Origin of the sequence: Streptomyces sp. NPDC059255 (genome assembly GCF_042752355.1) — a bacterium.
GTDB lineage: Bacteria > Actinomycetota > Actinomycetes > Streptomycetales > Streptomycetaceae > Streptomyces.
In genome coordinates, this window is record NZ_JBHYZP010000003.1 from 1 (window position 1) to 20,438 (window position 20,438).

The 20,438-nt window shown below is 69.3% G+C and carries 14 protein-coding genes; 10 read left to right on the forward strand and 4 right to left on the reverse strand.

Annotated features, from left to right (window positions below; genetic code table 11):
* Positions 1–121 precede the first annotated feature (121 nt).
* Both ACFXKG_RS05635 and ACFXKG_RS05640 read right to left on the reverse strand, forming a co-directional pair.
* A complete protein-coding gene (locus tag ACFXKG_RS05635) occupies positions 122–1,642 on the reverse strand; it encodes a glycosyltransferase family 87 protein (protein WP_384832871.1) in 1,521 nt (506 codons plus the stop codon).
* A gap of 171 nt (positions 1,643–1,813) precedes the next feature.
* Positions 1,814–4,465, reverse strand: coding sequence for a transglycosylase domain-containing protein (locus ACFXKG_RS05640; RefSeq protein ID WP_384832874.1), 2,652 nt, complete (start codon positions 4,463–4,465; stop codon positions 1,814–1,816).
* 380 nt (positions 4,466–4,845) lie between these two features.
* Between ACFXKG_RS05640 and ACFXKG_RS05645 the strand changes: the two genes are divergently transcribed.
* From ACFXKG_RS05645 to ACFXKG_RS05655, 3 genes are all read left to right on the forward strand, one after another.
* Complete coding sequence (locus ACFXKG_RS05645) at positions 4,846–5,562, forward strand: helix-turn-helix transcriptional regulator (protein WP_384832879.1); 717 nt, start codon at positions 4,846–4,848, stop codon at positions 5,560–5,562.
* Between the two features lie 58 nt (positions 5,563–5,620).
* Complete coding sequence (locus ACFXKG_RS05650) at positions 5,621–6,703, forward strand: inositol-3-phosphate synthase (protein WP_384832882.1); 1,083 nt, start codon at positions 5,621–5,623, stop codon at positions 6,701–6,703.
* 173 nt (positions 6,704–6,876) lie between these two features.
* Positions 6,877–8,139, forward strand: coding sequence for an MFS transporter (locus tag ACFXKG_RS05655; RefSeq protein ID WP_384832885.1), 1,263 nt, complete (start codon positions 6,877–6,879; stop codon positions 8,137–8,139).
* 61 nt (positions 8,140–8,200) lie between these two features.
* On the opposite strand, the gene ACFXKG_RS05660 is transcribed toward ACFXKG_RS05655, so the two are convergent.
* On the reverse strand, positions 8,201–9,667 hold the full coding sequence (locus ACFXKG_RS05660) for a CCA tRNA nucleotidyltransferase (protein ID WP_384832888.1): 1,467 nt from the start codon (positions 9,665–9,667) through the stop codon (positions 8,201–8,203).
* A 209-nt stretch (positions 9,668–9,876) separates the two neighbouring features.
* Here ACFXKG_RS05660 and ACFXKG_RS05665 point away from each other — a divergent pair, with 209 nt between their 5' ends.
* The 7 genes from ACFXKG_RS05665 (at position 9,877) to trxA (ending at position 19,545) form a co-directional block, all read left to right on the forward strand.
* Entirely contained in the window at positions 9,877–12,360 is a 2,484-nt protein-coding gene (locus tag ACFXKG_RS05665) for a DUF6049 family protein (RefSeq protein ID WP_384832891.1), read from the forward strand.
* A gap of 45 nt (positions 12,361–12,405) precedes the next feature.
* Positions 12,406–14,547, forward strand: a complete 2,142-nt coding sequence (gene murJ, locus ACFXKG_RS05670) for a murein biosynthesis integral membrane protein MurJ (RefSeq protein WP_384832895.1) — start codon at positions 12,406–12,408, stop codon at positions 14,545–14,547.
* A gap of 119 nt (positions 14,548–14,666) precedes the next feature.
* Entirely contained in the window at positions 14,667–16,373 is a 1,707-nt protein-coding gene (locus tag ACFXKG_RS05675; RefSeq protein WP_384832898.1) for a protein kinase family protein, read from the forward strand.
* 25 nt (positions 16,374–16,398) lie between these two features.
* Entirely contained in the window at positions 16,399–17,103 is a 705-nt protein-coding gene (sigM, locus tag ACFXKG_RS05680) for an RNA polymerase sigma factor SigM (protein WP_365807531.1), read from the forward strand.
* Positions 17,100–18,077: an anti-sigma factor family protein gene (locus ACFXKG_RS05685; protein WP_384832902.1), complete on the forward strand. Its 978-nt coding sequence runs from the start codon at positions 17,100–17,102 to the stop codon at positions 18,075–18,077. Before sigM ends, ACFXKG_RS05685 begins: the two co-directional genes overlap by 4 nt.
* Before the next feature lie 119 nt (positions 18,078–18,196).
* The gene (gene trxB / locus ACFXKG_RS05690; protein WP_384832905.1) at positions 18,197–19,168 is read left to right on the forward strand and encodes a thioredoxin-disulfide reductase; all 972 of its coding nucleotides are present in this window, start codon (positions 18,197–18,199) and stop codon (positions 19,166–19,168) included.
* 47 nt (positions 19,169–19,215) lie between these two features.
* A complete protein-coding gene (gene trxA / locus ACFXKG_RS05695) occupies positions 19,216–19,545 on the forward strand; it encodes a thioredoxin (protein ID WP_384832908.1) in 330 nt (109 codons plus the stop codon).
* 100 nt (positions 19,546–19,645) lie between these two features.
* Here the strand turns inward: trxA and ACFXKG_RS05700 are convergent, their stop codons facing one another.
* Complete coding sequence (locus tag ACFXKG_RS05700; protein WP_384832911.1) at positions 19,646–20,263, reverse strand: GNAT family N-acetyltransferase; 618 nt, start codon at positions 20,261–20,263, stop codon at positions 19,646–19,648.
* Between the last annotated feature and the right edge of the window lie 175 nt (positions 20,264–20,438).

Below are 20,438 nucleotides of genomic sequence, written 5' to 3' on the forward strand. Positions count from 1 at the left end.
GTCCTTTTTTGTGATAACCCCCCTCCCCACCGGGCCCCAACCCCCTGGGGGCCGGGCCTCGGGAAACGGGCCCCGCCCCCCCCTCGCGCGAGGTGGCGCCTTCACCGTTTCCCGAAGGTGATCAGCCGAAGTCGGGGGATCGTTCCTGGGCGGTCGGCAGGCTCTTGCGGACCCCCCATTCGAGCCTGACCCCGCCGAAGTGGGTGGCGGGCGCCCCGGCGGGCTCCGGTGCGGCCCTGCCGAGGACGAAACGGTCCTCCGCGCCGTCCAGGACGCCGCCGGAGGGGTCGTCCGAGCCGTCGGTGCGCACGCCGTCCCGTTCGGGCAGGAGGATGTCCCGTACGACCAGGGCGCAGAGGTAGAGCGTGCCGAGCAGATGCAGGGCGATGGCGAGCTGGTACCCCTCGGCGGGCAGCCCCTTGTGGGCGTCGCCGCTGGTCGTGTACGCGAGGTACATCCAGATCCCGAGGTAGTACATGACCTCGCAGGCCTGCCAGATGAGGAAGTCGCGCCAGCGGGGGCGGGCCAGCGCGGCGAGCGGGATCAGCCAGAGGACGTACTGCGGCGAGTAGACCTTGTTGGTGAGGATGAACGCGGCGACGACGAGGAAGGCGAGCTGGGCGAAGCGCGGCCGGCGGGGCGCGGTGAGGGCGAGGGCCCCGATGCCCGCGCAGGCCAGCACCATGAGGATCATGGCGTACGTGTTGACCGTGGTGACCTCGATCGACCTGCCGGTGCGCTGCGTGATGATCAGCCAGAAGGAGCCGAAGTCGATCTGGCGTTCCTGGCTGAAGGTGTAGAACTTCTTCCACCCTTCGGGGGCGAGCAGCATCACCGGCAGGTTCACCGCCAGCCAGGCACCGGCGGCTCCCAGGAGGGCCGTGCCGTACGCGCGGTAGCGTCCGGCGCGCCAGCACAGGACGAGCAGGGGCCCCAGGAGGAGTGCGGGGTAGAGCTTGGCGGCGGTGGCGAGTCCGATGAGGATGCCGAAGGCGAGGGCGCGGCCGCGGGACCACATGAGCATGGCGGCGGCGGTGAGGGCGACGGCCAGCAGGTCCCAGTTGATGGTGGCCGTGAGGGCGAGGGCGGGCGCCAGGGCGACGAGGAGGGCGTCCCACGGGCGGCGGCGGTGGGTGCGGGCGACGCAGACGGCGATGACCGTGGCGCAGATCATGAGCATGCCCGCGTTGACCATCCAGTACATCTGCTCGCGGTACTGGATGGAGCCGCCCGGGGTGAGCCAGGAGGCGACCTCCATGAAGAGGCCGGTCAGGACGGGGTACTCCAGGTACTGCATGTCGCCGCTGAGCCGGTCGAAGTACGGCACGAGGTTGTCGGCGAAGCCGCGTCCGAGGAAGAGGTGCGGGATGTCCGAGTAGCAGGCGTGGGTGTACTGGGAGCTGGCGCCGCGGAACCACGCCCAGTTGTAGCAGGGCATCTTCTGCACCATGCCGAGTGCGAACATGCCGATCGCCACCAGTGCGACGACGCGTACGGGGGAGAGCCGCCCGCTGCCCGGCCAGGCCCAGCGTCCGGCGGGTCCGCCGATCAGCTCGCTGCCGGCCGTGGCGATCTCGTCCCGCCGGGTGGGCGCCACGTCCGGCCGGTCCTGGTGCACGGTTGTCTCTTCTGTGCTCGGCATGGCGCCCATCCTGCCGTATACCGCTGTGGACGGGGCGAGGGCCGTCGCACCGTACGTACATGGAGCTGTACGTGTCCGGTGCGACGGCCCTCGCGGGTGTCGCGTACATGTCCCCGGCCTGTGGTGACGGCCGTGCGGTGGTGCCCCGGGGTTCGCCGGCCCCGGGGCGGATCAGCCTCTCTGGCCTGCGAAGAAGCCGGTGTCGGCGGACTCGTCGTCGCTCGGTGAGGCCGAGGGGCTCTCCTGGTTGCCGCCGCCTCCGCCTCCTCCGCCGTTGCTGTTGCCCTGATTCGTGTTGCCCTGGTTGCCGTTGCCCTGGTTGGTGTTGCCCTGGTTGGTGTTCCCCTGGTCGGCACATCCGAAGATGTTGGTGCACTCCTCGGAGTCGCCGCTCGGGCTCTCGGACGGGTCCTCGGAGGGAGTCTCGGACGGGCTCTCGGACGGGTCCGCGGACGGGCTCTCGGACGTGGTCTCGGACGGGGTCGGCTCCGGGGAGTCGGCGCCGCCTCCGTAGTAGGGGTCGCCGATGGGCTCAGGCTTGGGGAACTTCTCGACGGGCTTCCCCTTGAGGGCCTCCGTCATGTAGTCCTTCCAGATCTGGGCGGGGAACGAGTTACCGTGGATCTTGTCCTCGCCACCCGTGCCGAACATCTTCTCGAACTGACGCTTCGTGTTCGTCGCGTCGTCGTCCATCCGGTACATGTCGATGGCGGTGGAGAGCTGCGGGGTGTACCCCACGAACCAGGCCGACTTGTTGCCGTCCGTGGTACCGGTCTTGCCGGCGGCGTCGCGGTCGGGGAGCTTCGCGGTGATTCCGGTGCCCTTCTCGACCACCGACTTCAGCACGTCCGTGACGTTGTCCGCGACCGCGGCGGGGAAGGCACTGGTCGCCGTCGCCTTGTGCTGGTAGATGGTCTTGCCACCCTTCAGCACCCGGTCGACGGAGTACGGGTCGCGCTGCTTGCCGCTGGTCGCGAAGGTCGCGTAGGAGCCGGCCATCCGGATGGCGCTGGGGTCGGAGATCCCGAGCGAGAAGGACGGCACATTGGACTTGCTGAGGGAGTCCGGGCGCAGACCGGCGTTGATGGCGGCCTGGCGCACCTGGGGGATGCCGACGTCCATGCCGAGCTGCACGTAGGGCGAGTTGGCGGACTCCTGCATGGCCTCCCGCAGGTTCATGTCGCCGTAGTCTTTACCGCCGTCGTTGGTCTGGAGCCACTCCTTGTCCTCTTCGTTGGTCCAGATCGAGCCGTCGTAGTTCTTGATCTTCAGCTTGTTGTCGCCGTTGTAGATGGCCTTGTCGGGCGCGATCTTCGTCCGCTGCTCGGGGGTCTGGTCCGGGGAGAGCTTGGGGTCGCGCACGCCGTTTTCCATGGCCGCGGCCAGCACGAACGGCTTGAAGGTCGAGCCGACCTGGGCACCGGTCTGGTCGGCGTTGTTGGTGAAGTGCTTGGTCGCGTCCTCGCCGCCGTAGATCGCGACGATCTTTCCGGTGGCGGGTTCGACGGAGGCGCCGCCGAACTGGACGTGGGTGTCGGTCTCCGGACGCTCCTTGGGGTCGATCTTGGCGTCGTAGATCTTCTTGACCGACTTCTCCAGCGCTTCGACCCTCTTCTTGTTGAAGGTCGTGTGGATCTCGTAGCCACCCGCGCTGAGGTCGTCCGCCGTGACCTGGTCGTTGTTGTTGATGAAGTTCGCCTTGGCGAGGTCGACCAGGTACCCGACCTGGCCCCCGAGTTCGTCGGACTTCTTCGGCGAGTCGGGCATCGGGAACTCGGTGTACGTGGCCCGCTTGGACGCGTCGAGCCGCTTGTCCTTCACCATCCCGTTGAGGATCGACTCCCAACGGATCTTGGCGCGCCGCGTGTTGTCCTCGGCGGTGGCGGCCGGGTTGAGCTCGGTGGCGCCGGCCGGGTCGTAGAGGGTCGCGCCCTTGAGCAGCGAGGCGAGGAAGGCGCACTCGCTCGCGTCGAGGTCCTTGGCGTCCTTGCCGTAGTACGTACGGGCTGCGGCCTGGATGCCCCAGGCGCCGCGCCCGTAGTACGACGTGTTCAGGTACCCCGCCATGATCTCGTCTTTGTCCATGTCGGTGCCGACCCGCATGGCGATGAAGAGTTCCTTGAACTTACGGCTGAAGGTCTGGCTCTGGTCGCCCAGCCGGGCGTTCTTCACGTACTGCTGGGTGATGGTGGAGCCACCCTGCGTGTCGCCGCCCATGGCCATGTTGAACACGGCGCGGCCCATGCCCTTGAAGTCGACCCCGGGGTCGTCGTAGAAGGTCTTGTTCTCGGCCGAGACAACCGCGTTCTGCATGGCCTTGGGGATCTCGGTGATGTTGATGATCTGCCGGTTGACCGCGCCGTCGGCGGAGGCCATCTGCGTGCCGTCGTCCCAGTAGTAGACGTTCTTCTGGGCCTTGGACGCCTTGTTGACGTCGGGAACCTCGACCATGGCGTACGCGACGGTCCCGGCGGCCAGGACGCCACCAACGAAGGCGATGGTGAGCCCGGTGGTCTGCTTCCAGGAGGGCACCCAGCGGCGCCACCCGTACTTGTTGTGACGCGGGTAGTCGATCAGCCGCTTCTTGTACGGCTCGGCGCGGCCGTGCCCGTCGTCCCCGCGCCGGCGCCCGCCCCGCTGGGCCGCGCGTCTGGCCTCGGCGCGGCCGCTGTAGGCGGACTCCTCCTCGTACGGCTCGGCATGGGAGACCGTGGTCTCTCGTGACGGGGCTGCACGGCGACCGGACGGCTGCTGGGCCGCACGCCTGGACGCAGCACGGCCGCCACCTTGTGGCTGCGGTGGTTTGCGACGGTGCTCGCTCATCGAACGACTACTCCTCGGGCAGGCGCATACGCCTGGAAGCGGCAGTTGGGTTCCGGTCCCCCGAAATGAATACGGACCGGCCCGGCATAGGGCTCATCCGACATGCATCCGGTGAGCCGTCAGTCTGGACGCTCTGGGGCGTCGCTGGGTTCCCGGTGGTCTGCATGCCGCACAGACTACGCACGGTCAAAACCCTCCGAGAGTTGAAGTTCACCCTAAATCAGGCAAGTTGCATCATGAGAATCGGCGATGTGACGCCGTTCACTAAGGCCCCCCTTGTCCCTACCGCCTCCCCGTTCTATCGTCGGGATGTATCGAGTCGATACATCGGTACGGCATAAGAGTCCGGGACGATGTCCTGGACCGTGGAGGAGGCGAGGGTGAGCAGACGCTCGGGCATCCTTGAGTTCGCTGTCCTCGGCCTGCTCCGCGAGTCCCCCATGCACGGCTATGAGCTGCGAAAACGGCTCAACACCTCGCTGGGGATCTTCCGTGCCTTCAGTTACGGGACGCTCTATCCCTGCCTCAAGACGCTGGTCGCCAACGGTTGGTTGATCGAGGAGCCGGGCAGCGCCCCGGAGGACGCGCTCGCCGCCTCGCTCGCGGGGCGCCGGGCCAAGATCGTCTATCGGCTCACGGCCGACGGCAAGGAGCACTTCGAGGAGCTGCTGTCGCACACCGGTCCCGACGCCTGGGAGGACGAGCACTTCGCTGCTCGGTTCGCCTTCTTCGGGCAGACGGAGCGCGAGGTGCGCATGCGGGTCCTCGAAGGCCGTCGCAGCAGGCTGGAGGAGCGCCTGGAGAAGATGCGCGCCTCTCTGGCCCGTACCCGTGAGCGGCTCGACGACTACACGCTCGAGCTGCAGCGCCACGGCATGGAGTCCGTGGAGCGCGAGGTGCGCTGGCTGAACGAGCTGATCGAGAGCGAGCGGGCAGGGCGGGATCAGATGCGGTCCGGCCCCGAGGACCCCGCCGAGCCGGAAGGCACATCCGGAGAAGCTGACGGCCTGCCCCGGCACCGGGACGCCGCGTCTCCCGGGGGCACGCCCCCGGGACGTCCAGGACCGCCGGATCCGTCCGCGGACCCCACCACGTGAGGTCCTGCACCTCCGCAGGACCTCATCACGAACACTGATCACACAGGGAGCAACCGCAATGGGTTCGGTTCGCGTAGCCATCGTCGGTGTGGGCAACTGCGCCGCCTCGCTGGTGCAGGGTGTCGAGTACTACAAGGACGCCGACCCGGCGGGCAAGGTACCGGGTCTGATGCACGTCCAGTTCGGCGACTACCACGTACGGGACATCGAGTTCGTGGCCGCGTTCGACGTGGACGCGAAGAAGGTCGGCCTCGACCTCTCGGACGCCATCGGTGCCAGCGAGAACAACACCATCAAGATCTGCGACGTGCCCTCCACGGGCGTCACGGTCCAGCGCGGCCACACCCTCGACGGTCTGGGCAAGTACTACCGCCAGACGATCGAGGAGTCCCCCGAGGCCCCCGCCGACATCGTCCAGACCCTCAAGGACCAGCAGGTCGACGTCCTGGTCTGCTACCTGCCCGTGGGCTCCGAGGCCGCCGCGAAGTACTACGCGCAGTGCGCCATCGACGCCAAGGTCGCCTTCGTCAATGCCCTCCCGGTCTTCATCGCCGGCACGAAGGAGTGGGCGGACAAGTTCACCGAGGCCGGTGTCCCGATCGTCGGTGACGACATCAAGTCCCAGGTCGGCGCCACGATCACGCACCGCGTCATGGCGAAGCTCTTCGAAGACCGGGGCGTCGTCCTGGACCGCACGATGCAGCTCAACGTCGGCGGCAACATGGACTTCAAGAACATGCTGGAGCGTGAGCGCCTGGAGTCCAAGAAGATCTCCAAGACGCAGGCCGTCACCTCTCAGATCCCCGACCGCGATCTCGGCGCCGACAACGTGCACATCGGCCCGTCGGACTACGTGGCCTGGCTCGACGACCGCAAGTGGGCCTACGTCCGTCTCGAAGGCCGCGCCTTCGGCGACGTCCCGCTGAACCTGGAGTACAAGCTGGAGGTCTGGGACTCCCCGAACTCCGCGGGCGTCATCATCGACGCGGTGCGCGCCGCGAAGATCGCCAAGGACCGCGGCATCGGCGGCCCGATCCTCTCGGCTTCGTCGTACTTCATGAAGTCCCCGCCGGTGCAGTACTTCGACGACGAGGCGCGGGTGAACGTCGAGAAGTTCATCGCGGGCGAGGTGGAGCGCTGACAACCGCGCCACCCACGCCGGTCGTCGAGCGCTGACACCCGCACCGGTCTCGGCGCGCGGAGCGACCGCGGCAAGTACGGCCCCCGCGAGGACCGTACGAGAAGGGGCACCGGACCGATGGGTCCGGTGCCCCTCTCGCATGTGCCGCAGGGTCGTATGTGACGCTGGCCCACATGCCTGTCGTACGGGATCTGCGCGTACTCCTGCGTCTCGGGGACTTCCGCCGGCTGCTCGCCGTCCGGCTGCTCTCCCAGGCGGCCGACGGTGTCTTCCAGGTCGCGCTCGCCGCGTACGTCGTCTTCTCCCCCGAGAAACAGACCTCGCCCGCCGCGATCGCCTCCGCGATGGCCGTCCTGCTGCTGCCCTACTCGCTGGTCGGCCCGTTCGCCGGGGTGTTCCTCGACCGCTGGCAGCGCCGCCAGGTCTTCCTGTACGGGAACCTGCTGCGCGCCCTGCTGGCCGGGTGCACCGCCCTGCTGATCCTGGCGTCGGTGCCCGACTGGCTCTTCTACGCCTCGGCGCTCTCGGTGACCGCCGTCAACCGGTTCGTGCTCGCCGGGCTCTCGGCCGCCCTGCCCCGGGTCGTCGACGACGAGCGCCTCGTCCTGGCGAATTCACTCTCCCCCACCGCCGGCACCCTCGCCGCGACCGCGGGCGGCGGTCTCGCCCTCGTCGTACGGCTGACCGCGTCCGACTCGGATGCCGCGGTGATGCTGCTGGGCGCTGTCCTCTACATCTGCTCGGCGCTCACCTCGCTGCTGCTGGCGCGCGGGCTGCTCGGCCCCGAGCGGGCGGCCGTACCACCCCGGCTGGGGGCCGCGCTCGCCTCGACCGCGCGCGGGCTCGCCGACGGAGTGCGCCATCTCTCCGAGCGGCGCCCGGCGGCGGTCGCGCTGGCCGCCATGACAGTGATGCGCTTCTGCTACGGATCGCTGACGGTGATGGTGCTGATGCTCTGCCGCTACGCCTGGACGGACCGGGAGTCCGACGGACTGGCGCTGCTCGGGCTCGCCCTGGCAATCTCCGGAGCCGGGTTCTTCGCGGCGGCGCTCGTCACCCCATGGACGGTGGGGCGGCTCGGGGCGACCGGGTGGATGGCTCTCTGCGCGGCCGCGGCGGCGGTGCTCGAACCGGCCCTCGGGCTGCCCTTCGCACCCATTCCATTGATGATCGCCGCGTTCTTCCTCGGCCTGATCACCCAGGGCGCGAAGATCGCCACCGACACCGTGGTGCAGACGGCGGTGGACGACGCTTTCCGTGGCCGGGTCTTCTCCCTCTACGACGTCCTGTTCAACGTCGCCTTCGTCGGGGCCGCCGCGGTGGCGGCGCTGATGCTGCCGCCGGACGGCCGGTCCGCGCCCCTGGTGGTGATGGTCGCCCTTCTCTACTCGGCCGTGGCCGTGGGGCTGATACGCGGGAGGCGGTGTTTCACGTGAAACACCGCCTCCGGAGGGATCGCGCGCGTCATGTTTCACGTGAAACATCGCCCGCGCCTCATTAGCTCTGCGTCGCCCACCACTCCTTGAGGGCGGCGACGGCGGCGTCCTGCTCCATCGGACCGTTCTCCAGCCGCAGCTCCAGCAGGAAGCCGTAGGCCCTGCCGATCACCGGCCCCGGGCCGACGCCGAGGATCTCCATGATCTGGTTGCCGTCCAGGTCCGGCCTGATCGCGTCGAGCTGTTCCTGCTCCTGAAGCTGGGCGATGCGCTCCTCCAGCCCGTCGTAGGCACGCGAGAGCGCGTTCGCCTTGCGCTTGTTGCGGGTCGTGCAGTCGGAGCGGGTCAGCTTGTGGAGCCGGTCCAGCAGCGGGCCCGCGTCGCGCACATATCGCCGGACCGCCGAGTCGGTCCATTCGCCCGTGCCGTAGCCGTGGAAGCGCAGATGCAGCTCGACCAGACGCGAGACGTCCTTCACCAACTCGTTGGAGTACTTGAGCGCCGTCATCCGCTTCTTGGTCATCTTCGCGCCCACCATCTCGTGATGGTGGAAGGAGACCCGTCCATCCTTCTCGAAGCGGCGGGTACGGGGCTTGCCGATGTCGTGCAGGAGCGCGGCCAGCCGCAGGACCAGGTCCGGACCGTTCTCCTCCAGGTCGATGGCCTGCTCCAGGACCGTCAGCGAGTGCTCGTAGACGTCCTTGTGACGGTGGTGCTCGTCGCTCTCCAGCCGCAGCGCCGGCAGCTCGGGCAGAATCCGGTCGGCGAGCCCCGTCTCGACGAGCAGCGCCAGCCCCTGGCGCGGGCGCGGCGCGAGGATCAGCTTGTTCAGCTCGTCCCGGACCCGCTCGGCGGAGACGATCTCGATACGTCCGGACATGTCCTTCATGGCCGCGACGACATCCGGGGCCACCTCGAAGCCCAGCTGCGCGGCGAAGCGCGCCGCCCGCAGCATGCGCAGCGGATCGTCGGAGAAGGACTCCTGTGGCGTACCGGGCGTGCGCAGCACCTGGGCGGCGAGGTCCTCCAGCCCGCCGTGCGGATCGATGAACTCCTTCTGGGGGAGAGCCACGGCCATGGCGTTGACCGTGAAGTCCCGGCGTACGAGGTCCTCCTCGATGGAGTCGCCGTAGGACACCTCGGGTTTGCGTGACGTACGGTCGTAGGCCTCCGAGCGGTATGTGGTGACCTCGATCTGGAAGCGCTGGTCCACGTCTCCGACGCGGGCATCCTTCTGGCAGCCGACCGTCCCGAAGGCGATCCCGACCTCCCACACCGCGTCCGCCCAGGGCCGCACGATCTTCAGCATGTCCTCGGGGCGGGCGTCGGTCGTGAAGTCCAGGTCGTTGCCGAGCCTGCCCAGCAGGGCGTCCCTGACCGAGCCTCCGACCAGGGCGAGACCGAATCCGGCTTCCTGGAAGCGGCGCGCGAGATCGTCGGCGACGGGGGACACCCGCAGCAGTTCGCTGACCGCGCGGCGCTGCACCTGGCTGAGTGCACTGGGGTTGTCTTCATTGGCTTTCGGCACAACAGAAAAGGGTACGTGCCATGACTCATCCGGTCGTCCCCGTTTCGGGCACCCCCTCCGATTCACGGGTTTCCGGCAGCGCATGAGATTCTTCCGATCATGTGGAGCAGTCCCCAGCACTTCGCCACAGCGCACATCGTTACCATGCGTGGACGCAGGAACCGACAACCACCGACGGCAGCAGACGATGACGAGGGACGGGCGAGCGCGTGGCCGAGGCGGCAGACTTCCAGGGGACGGGTCATTCCCCTGCCCGTCGATGGCTGCGGCGCACAGCCTCCCTTCTCGCCGGGGTACCGCTCATGGCGAGTCTGCTGGCCGGTACGACGGCTCCCGCGGCTCAGGCCGCGACACAGGCCACCGGGGGCCGGACGGTCCGTGTGGCGCTCGACACACTGGCGCCCAGCGCCCCGGTGAAGGGTGACACGCTCACCATTTCCGGAACGGTGACCAACGAAGGCAAGAGTCCCGTCACCGGTGCGCAGGTGGATCTGCGGGTCGGGCCGCGGATGGCCGGCCGGACCGCCATCGACGACGCCGCGGCGCGCTCCGGCGTCTCGGGGGACGTGGCCCCGATCGGCGGGCCGTACAAGGTGGTCATCCCCCGGCTCCCGGTCGGCATCCCGCAGGACTTCGCCCTGTCCGTACCCGTCAGCAAGCTGGGGCTCGACGAGGACGGTGTCTACCAGCTCGGCGTCTCGGTGACGGGAAGGACCTCGTCCGCCCAGTACGACCATGTGCTGGGCATCCAGCGCACCTTCCTCCCCTGGCAGCCGGACGGCACGGACAAGAAGACCCAGCTCACCGCGGTGTGGCCGCTGATCTCCGCCACGCACCTCTCCGCCGAGACCGGGCGGGACGATCAGCAGACCCCTGTCTTCGAGAACGACGACCTGGCGGAGGAGCTGGCGTCCGGTGGCCGGCTGGAGCAGATGGTCTCCCTCGGTAGTCAGCTCCCGGTGACCTGGGTGATCGATCCGGATCTGATCGCCACCGCCGACGCGATGACCAGGAACTACCGCGTCAGAAGCGGTGACACGACGGTGCCGGGCCGGAACCAGGCCGTGGCGGTCAAGTGGCTCGACTCGCTGGAGAAGGCGGTCAAGGACAGCAAGGTCGTCGCGCTGCCCTTCGCCGACCCGGACCTGGCATCGCTCGCGCACCGCGGCAAGAGCGTCTCCGGGGCGCTCAGCCACCTCCAGCCGGCCACCGATGTGGCCGACGACACCGTGGAGACCATCCTCCACGTCAAGCCGTCCGTGGACTTCGCCTGGCCGGTGGACGGCGCGATCGACCCGTCGATCGTCGATGTGGCGACCTCGGCGGGTGCCGACAAGGTCATCACCCGCAGTGACAGCCTCCAGGACAACCTCTCGTACACCCCGAACGCCGCCCGGCCGATCGGCGGCGGCACGACGGCCGTCGTCTCGGACTACCGGCTCTCGACCGCCTTCCAGGGCGACATGTCGGCGTCGAGCGGCTCCACCCTCGCCGTCCAGAAGTTCCTCGCCCAGTCGCTGGCCGTGACGCTCCAGGAGCCCGGGAACGAGCGCAACGTCGTGGTCGCCCCGCAGCGGACACCGACGGCGGCCCAGGCTCAGTCGATGGCACGCGCGCTGCGCGCCCTGGAGCCCGAGCGCTGGACGGAGCCGACGGACCTGATCGCGGCGGCGGCGGTCGGCCCGGACGAGGACGCCACCACGAAGGTGCCGAGCGCGGCCCGCTACCCGAAGAAGCTGCGTGCCCAGGAACTCCCGACCCGCACGTTCCTCGACATCAAGAACACGCAGGACCGCTTCGACAAGTTCCAGGCCATCCTCACCGCGCCGGACCGGGTCGCCGCCCCCTTCGGCAACGCGATCAGCCGGGCGATGTCGACGTCCTGGCGCGGCGACCCGGGCGGCGCCGAGCAGTACCGGGAAACGGTCGACACGTATCTGCAGAGCCTCACCGACGAGGTACGGCTCATCCCCAAGTCCGTGCTCACCCTGTCCGGACGCAGCGCGACGATTCCGGTGACCGTCCAGAACCAGCTGCTCCAAGGCGTCCAGAACCTGGTGCTGCGCCTGAAGTCGGACAACCCGACCCGGCTGAAGCTCGACGGCGATCTGGCGGTCGCGGAGCGGCCGATCAAGATCGACGGCGGGCACAGCCAGTCGGTGAAGTTCACCGGCGCGGGCAACGCCAACGGCCCGGTCCAGGTGACCGCCCAGCTCTACACGGTGGACGGCAAGCTGTACGGCGGTCCGATGACTTTCCAGGTGAAGGTCTCCGAGATCACCCCCACCGTGATGCTCGTCATCGCGGGCGGTGTGCTGCTGCTGGTGCTCGCCGGGGTGAAGATGTACAGCCAGCGCAAGCGGGCCGTGGCGCGCAAGGCGGGTGCCGGGCCCGCGGACGGCGACGGCGAGAGCGGCGGCGACGGCGAGGGCCCGCAGGGCGGCAACGGCGACGGTGACCAGGACGGCCGGGACGACCGGAGCACCACCGGCCGGGACACCACCGGGCCCGTTCCTCCCGGGCCGTCCGGCCCGGCCGCGCCGGACGCCACCGGGGACACGCACGGCACGAAGAACACGGCCGGTACCAAGGCCGTCGAGGACACAGATCCCGGGCAGCCGAGTGACCCGACACCGGACACCGGTCCGGAAAGCGCGGACGCGTCGGGCGCGGGTGAGAAAGTGGACCGTTGAGCGATGTCGTGGCCGGTCGGCCGGGGACGATGAGGTGGGGTAACCATGAACGCGCCGTACGACGGTGACCGTGGGCCGGGCACGGGCGGCGATCCGGCAGGCCAGGTCCCGCCGCCTCCGCCATCCGCCCAGGACCCGTATGTCCAGGACGCCTATGCACAGGACCCCTACTGGGCGCAGGACCTGTCCGCGCAGGACCCGGTGACCGAGGCGCTGTACGACCGCGCCTCGCACCCGCCGCCGCCTCCGGGCACCTACCCGGACCACCAGGACCTGTACCGGCAGCCGCGCGCCCAGCAGCCCGCGCCGGATCCGCGGATCTGGGCGGGGACCCCGCCGCCCGAGCCCTCGGGCCCCTCCCGCCTCCTGCCGTACGGGGACGACGCCCGGACCACCCAGTTCACCGGCGTCGACGAGCTGGTCACCCGGGCCGGTGACGAGATCCCGGCACCCGACGCCTTCGCCCACCTCTACCGGGACCAGCAGGCCACGGCGCAGGCCGTGGCAGCACCGGAGCCCGAGGCGGCGCCCGCGCCGGCGCCCGCCAAGAAGTCGGGCGGCAAGGCCGCCGGTCTGCTCAAGTCCAGCGCGCTGATGGCCGCCGGCACCCTGGTGTCCCGGCTCACCGGCTTCGTACGGAGCCTGGTGATCACGGCCGCGCTGGGTGCGGCCCTCCTCGGCGACTCGTTCACCGTCGCGTACACCCTGCCGACGATGATCTACATCCTCACCGTCGGCGGCGGCCTCAACTCCGTCTTCGTACCGCAGCTCGTGCGGGCGATGAAGAACGACGACGACGGTGGCGTCGCCTACGCCAACCGGCTGCTGACCCTCGTCATGGTCGCGCTCGGCGCGATCGTCGCGCTGGCGGTGTTCGCGGCGCCCGTGCTGGTCCAGGCGATGTCGGACCCGATCGCGAGTGACGCCGCCGCCAACAACGTCGCCGTCACGTTCGCCCGCTACTGCCTGCCCACAATCTTCTTCATGGGTGTGCACGTCGTCATGGGGCAGATCCTCAACGCGCGCGGGAAGTTCGGCGCGATGATGTGGACCCCGGTCCTCAACAACATCGTCATGATCACCACGTTCGGCCTGTTCATCTGGGTGTACGGCACAGCGGCCGACTCCGGCATGACCGTGCAGACGATCCCGCCGGACGGCGTGCGGCTGCTCGGCATCGGCACGCTCCTCGGACTCATCGTCCAGGCGCTCGCGATGATCCCCTACCTCAGGGAGACCGGGTTCCGGTTCCGCCCCCGCTTCGACTGGAAGGGCCACGGCCTCGGCAAGACGGTCAAGCTCGCCAAGTGGACCGTCCTGTTCGTCCTCGCCAACCAGGCGGGCGTCCTGGTCGTCACCCAGCTCGCGACCGCCGCGGGCAAGGAGTCCGGCACGGACGGCGCCGGCATCCTCGCCTACAGCAACGCCCAGCTCATCTGGGGCATGCCGCAGGCCATCATCACCGTCTCGGTCATGGCCGCCCTGCTGCCCCGGATCTCCCGCGCCGCCAGCGACGACGACCCGGGCGCGGTCCGCGACGACATCTCCCAGGGGCTGCGCAACTCCGCGGTCGCGATCGTCCCGATCGCCTTCGGGTTCCTCGCCCTCGGTGTCCCGCTCTCCGTCCTGATGTTCTCGTCCAGCGGCCTGGAATCGGCGCGCTCCATGGGCTTCATCCTGATGGCGTTCGCCCTCGGTCTCATCCCGTACTCCGTGCAGTACGTCGTTCTGCGCGGCTTCTACGCCTACGAGGACACCCGGACGCCCTTCTACAACACGGTCATCGTCGCCGCGGTCAACGCCGCGGCCTCCGCCGTCGCCTACGTCCTGCTGCCCCCGCGCTGGGCCGTGGTCGGCATGGCGGCGGCGTACGGCCTGGCCTACGCCGTCGGTGTCGGCGTGGCCTGGCGCCGGCTGAAGAAGCGGCTGGGCGGCGATCTGGACGGCGGACGCGTCCTGCGGACATACGCCCGGCTCTGCCTCGCGTCCGTCCCCGGCGCCCTCGCGGCCGGTGCGGTCGCCTACTTCGTACTGGAAGGCCTGGGCAGCACTGCCCTCGCCTCGGTCGTCGCGCTGATCGGCGGCGGCATCGTCCTGCTGGGGCTCTTCTTCGTCGCGGCGAAGAAGATGCGGATCGAGGAGATGAACGCCATGGTCGGCATGGTCCGAGGCCGCCTCGGACGGTGACCCGGCCCGGCCGGGTACAACCATCGTCGGCTGCCGCGTGTCGTGCATAGCGTCCGGCTGTGGGCACAATTGGTTTGGCTGTTGGACAGGGCGCAATGGATGGGGAGGCAGGAGCGACGGTGGCGGAACGTAGCACGGCTGCCGTCGACGTGGCCGGCAACAGCGGCGATGAGCCGCTGACCGCCAAGGCGGACAAGGCCACGACCGACGGGTTGGCGGAAGCCCAGGACACGGCGGAGCAGTCGGCCGCCGACACGGGCAGTGAGCGGCGGGACTCCGAGCCGGGCAGCACGGCTCCCGAACTCCACAGCGGCCACAGACTCGCCAGACGCTACCGTCTGGAGGAGTGCGTCACCCGTCTGGACGGTTTCAGCAGTTGGCGTGCGGTCGACGAGAAACTGCGCCGTGCCGTCGGGGTACACCTCCTGCCCGCCGACCATCCGCGAGCCCGTTCCGTGCTGGCTGCCGCGCGCTCCGCCGCTCTGCTCGGCGATCCCCGCTTCGTCCAGGTCCTGGACGCCGTCGAGGAGGGCGACTTCGTCTACGTCGTCCACGAGTGGCTGCCGGACGCCGTCGAACTCACCACGCTCCTCGCCGCGGGCCCCCTGGAGGCCCATGAGGCGTACCAGCTCGTCAGCCAGGTCTCCCAGGCCATGGCCGCCGCGCACCGCGAGGGCCTGGCCCATCTGCGGCTCACACCCGGTGCCGTACTGCGGACATCCACCGGCCAGTACCGGATCCGCGGCCTCGCCGTGAACGCCGCGCTGCGCGGCATCCGCGCCGACCGCCCCCAGCGCACCGACACCGAGGCGATCGGCGCGCTCCTGTACGCCGCGCTCACCCAGCGCTGGCCTTACGAGAGCGATGCCCACGGCCTCTCCGGCCTCCCCAAGGGTGTCGGGCTGATCGCCCCCGACCAGGTACGCGCCGGTATCCACCGCGGTCTCTCGGAACTCGCCATGCGGGCCCTGGTCAACGACGGCGCCACGGCATCCCGGCAGGACCCCCCGTGCACCACACCGGACGAGCTGTCCGCGGCGGTCGCGGAGATGCCGCGTATCCGGCCGCCGGAGCCCACGTTCACCGCCCCGCCGGAGTACCAGCGCACCACCTACCAGCAGGGCACCTACGGGCGGACCCAGCCGGGCATCGGCGTGACGGCCCCCACACCGGTGCCCCCTCCGCCGCCTCCGCTCCAGAGCCCTACCGGCAAGGCCCTCAAGTGGACCGTCGCGGCGCTCCTCATCGCCGCCCTGGGGTTGGGGAGCTGGCAGGTCGCCGACCGTCTCCTCGATGACCGCGGCACACCCGAGACGACCCCCACGCAGACCACCACCGATGACAGCGACAAGGCCGTGAAGCCCGCCAAGCCTCTCAAGATCGACGGCGCGACGGAGTTCATGCCCGAGGGATCAGGGATAAGGCCGGAGCTGGCGGCGAAAGCCACCGACGGCGACAGCGGTACGGCCTGGATCACCAAGCAGTATTGGAACTACCCGAATTTCGGCAACCTCCTCAAGCAGGGCAGTGGAATCGTCGTCGACCTCGGCAGTGTGAAGGACGTGTCCGGTCTCGACATCCGCATGTACCGGTCCGGTCAGAAGGCCGAAGTGCTGGCCGCCGACTCGGAGGCCTCGGATCCGACGTCGCTCGCGGACTTCTCCCAGCGGCTCACCAAGCTGGAGACGGTGGGCTCCAGTCTCAAGACCACCCTCGACAAGCCTGTGCGGACCCGGTACGTATTGATCCACATCACCGAGCTGCCGCAGGACGGATCCGCCAACCGCTTCCGCGGGGGCATCTCGGAGATCCAGATCACCGGCTGACCGGAGACAGGGGAGGGGCCCACCGTTGGACGACGCCGCACTGGGCGACTCGAGCGACCAGGACCTGCTGAGCGCTCATGTAGCGGGCCATCCTCGGGCCTTCGGTGAGCTGGTACGGCGCCACCGGGACCGGCTCTGGGCCGTCGCGCTGCGCACGCTCGGGGACCGCGAGGAGGCGGCCGACGCCGTGCAGGACGCCCTGGTGTCCGCCTTCCGGGCCGCCCACACCTTCCGCGGACAGTCGGCCGTCACCACCTGGCTGCACCGCATCACCGTCAACGCCTGCCTCGACCGGGCGCGCAAAGCGGCCTCCCGCAGGACCTCCCCCGTGGACGACACCGAACGGCTGGAGCAGCTCCTCGAACCCCACGAGTCGGCCGAGGCGCCCGCCGAGCGGCAGGATCTGCACCGGGAGCTGCTGGCAGCTCTCGCCACGCTCCCCGTCGACCAGCGGGCAGCCCTGATCCTCGTCGACATGCAGGGCTACCCCGTGGCGGAGGCCGCCGCCGTACTGGGTGTGCCCGTCGGCACGGTGAAGAGCCGCTGCGCACGCGGCCGGGCCAGACTTCTCCCGCTGCTCACCCATCTACGCGGGGACACCAGGGATAACAGCGGTTCCGAGCGGGGAAGGAACCGGACGCCGCGGGCATCCGTCCCACCGGCATCGGGACCCAAGGATTCAGGATCGAGCGATCCTGCTGGAGTGAAGGGCGGAGGTGGGCGCGCGTGACATCTACGACCGACACCGCTCAGCACCCGGATGTCTCGGAGATCTCCGACCTCGCCGAGGGACTGCTGTCCCCGGCCCGCAGCACCGATCTGCGGCAGCACCTCGACGGCTGCGAGCTCTGTGCCGATGTTCATGACTCCCTTGAGGAGATCAGGAGCCTGCTGGGCACCCTGCCGGGGCCGCCCCGGATGCCCGCCGATGTCGCGGGGCGTATCGACGCCGCGCTCGCCGCGGAAGCTCTCCTCGACGCGACCGCACCCGGTGATGCCTCGGCTCCGGAGGAGTCGGCAGCTGCCGCCGATGTTTCACGTGAAACATCACCCGCGCCGGAACCGTCGTCCCCTGCGGCCACACCAGCCGTCGCGGCGGGGGCCGTACGGGCCGACCGCCCCGCCGGCCGTCCGAAGGCCGCGACCGGGCCCGGCCGCGGTGGGCCGTCGCGCTGGCGGCGTCACCGTACCGCTGTCCTGGGTACCGCCTTCGGAGCGGCTTTCGTGGGAATCGGCGCACTGCTACTTCCGTCACTCCAAGCCTCGGACTCCGACGTGGCCTCCAAGCAGGCCTCCGCTCCGGCCAGCTCCGCCGTGGGTGACGGCGAGCTGTTCTCCGAGACGCGTCTTCAGGACCGCGTGGACACCCTGCTGGCCGCAGGCGCGGGGGCCTCGAAGGAGAGCGGGACCACCCCGGGACAGCCACGCTCCATGGAGGGTGGCGACCGAAGCACATCGAACTCCCCCCTGCTCACGCCCGCACCCGACGTCCCTGCCTGTATCCAGCGGGGCATCGGCAGCAGCCTCTCGGCGCTCGCCGCGGAGCGGGGTACGTACCAGGGAAGCGACGCGTATCTCGTCGTCCTGCCGGACTCGGGAGACAGCACCCGGGTCGAGGCCTATGTGGTCGACGCGGCCTGTGTGACGAAGGCTCCCACGACCGACGGAACCGTTCTGCTGACGCACTCCTACCTCCGGCGCTGACGCCCCTCGCGTCGAGCCGGGCGACTGCGGGAATGCGGGACCCGTAGGATCCGTTGGATGGGGTGAAAGTCGTTGATCCGGCCCCAGTAGTGCAGTCTGCAGAGACGAGGAAGAATCCCGTGAGCGACGTCCGTAATGTGATCATCATCGGCTCCGGGCCCGCCGGCTATACGGCCGCGCTGTACACCGCGCGCGCATCGCTGAAGCCGCTGGTCTTCGAGGGCGCCGTCACCGCCGGTGGTGCCCTGATGAACACCACCGACGTGGAGAACTTTCCCGGTTTCCGCGACGGCATCATGGGACCGGACCTGATGGACAACATGCGGGCCCAGGCCGAGCGCTTCGGTGCCGAGCTGGTCCCGGACGATGTCGTCTCGGTCGACCTCACCGGCGACATCAAGACGGTCACGGACACCGCGGGCACCGTGCACCGGGCCAAGGCCGTGATCGTCACGACGGGCTCCCAGCACCGCAAGCTCGGCCTGCCCAACGAGGACGCTCTCTCCGGACGTGGCGTCTCGTGGTGTGCCACCTGTGACGGCTTCTTCTTCAAGGACCAGGACATCGCCGTGATCGGTGGCGGCGACACCGCGATGGAGGAAGCCACCTTCCTTTCGCGCTTCGCCAAGTCCGTCACGATCGTCCATCGCCGGGACACCCTGCGCGCCTCCAAGGCCATGCAGGACCGCGCCTTCGCCGACCCGAAGATCAAGTTCGCCTGGGAGAGCGAGGTCGCCGAGATCCACGGCGAGCAGAAGCTCTCCGGCCTGACCCTGCGCAACACGAAGACCGGCGAGACCTCCCCGCTCGCGGTGACCGGCCTGTTCATCGCGGTGGGTCACGACCCGCGGACCGAACTGTTCAAGGGTCAGCTCGATCTGGACGGAGAGGGCTACCTGACCGTGGACGCTCCGTCGACGCGGACGAACCTCTCGGGAGTCTTCGGCGCCGGCGATGTCGTGGACCACACCTACCGCCAGGCGATCACCGCCGCGGGCACCGGCTGCTCCGCCGCCCTCGACGCCGAGCGCTTCCTTGCCGCGCTGAGCGACGGCGAGAACGCCGAGCCGGAAAAGACCGCCACCGTCTGACCAGCCCCCCCCCCATCCACACCCCTCAACCCCGTAAGGAGGCCGCCGTGGCCGGCGACCTGAAGCATGTGACCGACGATTCCTTCGACGAGGATGTCCTCAAGAGCGACAAGCCCGTTCTGGTGGACTTCTGGGCCGCCTGGTGCGGACCGTGCCGCCAGATCGCCCCCTCGCTGGAAGCCATCGCCGCCGAGCACGGCGACAAGATCGAGATCGTCAAGCTCAACATCGACGAGAACCCGGGCACCGCTGCCAAGTACGGAGTCATGTCCATCCCGACCCTGAACGTCTACCAGGGTGGAGAGGTCGTCAAGACCATCGTCGGCGCCAAGCCCAAGGCCGCCCTCGTCCGCGACCTCGACGAGTACATCAGCTGACGCAGCGACAGGCATCGTCAGACGCACGATGTTTCACGTGAAACGGGTCCGCCCCCACTCGGGGACGGACCCGTTTCACGTTCTGATCCCAGGGCCCGCCTCAGAGCGGTCGTAGCGCCGGCTCCTTCTTCACCGCGCCCAGAAGCCGGTCGAGCGCCAGCTCCACGTCTTCCTTCCAGGAGAGTGTGGTGCGCAGTTCCAGCCGCAGCCGGGGATACCGCGTGTGCGGGCGTACGGTCTTGAAGCCCACCGCGGTGAGATGGTCGGCAGGCAGCACACAGGCCGGCTCTTTCCAGCGGGTGTCACCGAACGCCTCGATGGCCTTGAAGTCCCGCCGCAGCAGATCCTTGGCCACGGTCTGTGCCATCACCCGGCCCAGTCCTTGCCCTTGATAGCCGGGCATGATCCAGGCGGTCATCAACTGGACAGCGTCCGAGGAGACCGGACTGGTGGGGAAGGCCAGGGAGCGCGGCACATACGCGGGAGGCGCGTACAGGACGAAGCCGACCGGCAGATCATCGATGTAGACGATACGGCCGCAGGATCCCCACTCCAGGAGAACGGCCGAGATCCACGCTTCCTTCTCCGCACCCGACCGGCCCGCTGCTACCGCGGCTTCACCGCTGACCGGATCAAGTTCCCAGAAGACACACGTACGGCAGCGACGGGGGAGGTCCGAAACGTTGTCCAGCGTGAGCGGTACGAGCCGACGCCCCATGGAGGCTGTTCCTCACTTCTTTCCCCTGCCGCGCCACGGGCGGCTGTCAGCGCGGTCCTTTCCCGGAGCAGGCCCCCGACAAAGCCACCGAGCACGCCGAGTCCCAGTCCGGCCGACACCAGTTGGCCGCGGCTCACCGATCGCATGGCCCTCGCTCTCCCTCTGAGGTGGATCA

What these genes read in the sequence shown, in the direction of transcription:
- ACFXKG_RS05635 (WP_384832871.1), bottom strand. Translation starts at nt 1,642, where the DNA reads ATGCCGAGCACAGAAGAGACAACCGTGCACCAGGACCGGCCGGACGTG.
- ACFXKG_RS05640 (WP_384832874.1), bottom strand. Translation starts at nt 4,465, where the DNA reads ATGAGCGAGCACCGTCGCAAACCACCGCAGCCACAAGGTGGCGGCCGT.
- ACFXKG_RS05650 (WP_384832882.1), top strand. Translation starts at nt 5,621, where the DNA reads ATGGGTTCGGTTCGCGTAGCCATCGTCGGTGTGGGCAACTGCGCCGCC.
- ACFXKG_RS05655 (WP_384832885.1), top strand. Translation starts at nt 6,877, where the DNA reads ATGCCTGTCGTACGGGATCTGCGCGTACTCCTGCGTCTCGGGGACTTC.
- murJ (WP_384832895.1), top strand. Translation starts at nt 12,406, where the DNA reads ATGAACGCGCCGTACGACGGTGACCGTGGGCCGGGCACGGGCGGCGAT.
- ACFXKG_RS05700 (WP_384832911.1), bottom strand. Translation starts at nt 20,263, where the DNA reads ATGGGGCGTCGGCTCGTACCGCTCACGCTGGACAACGTTTCGGACCTC.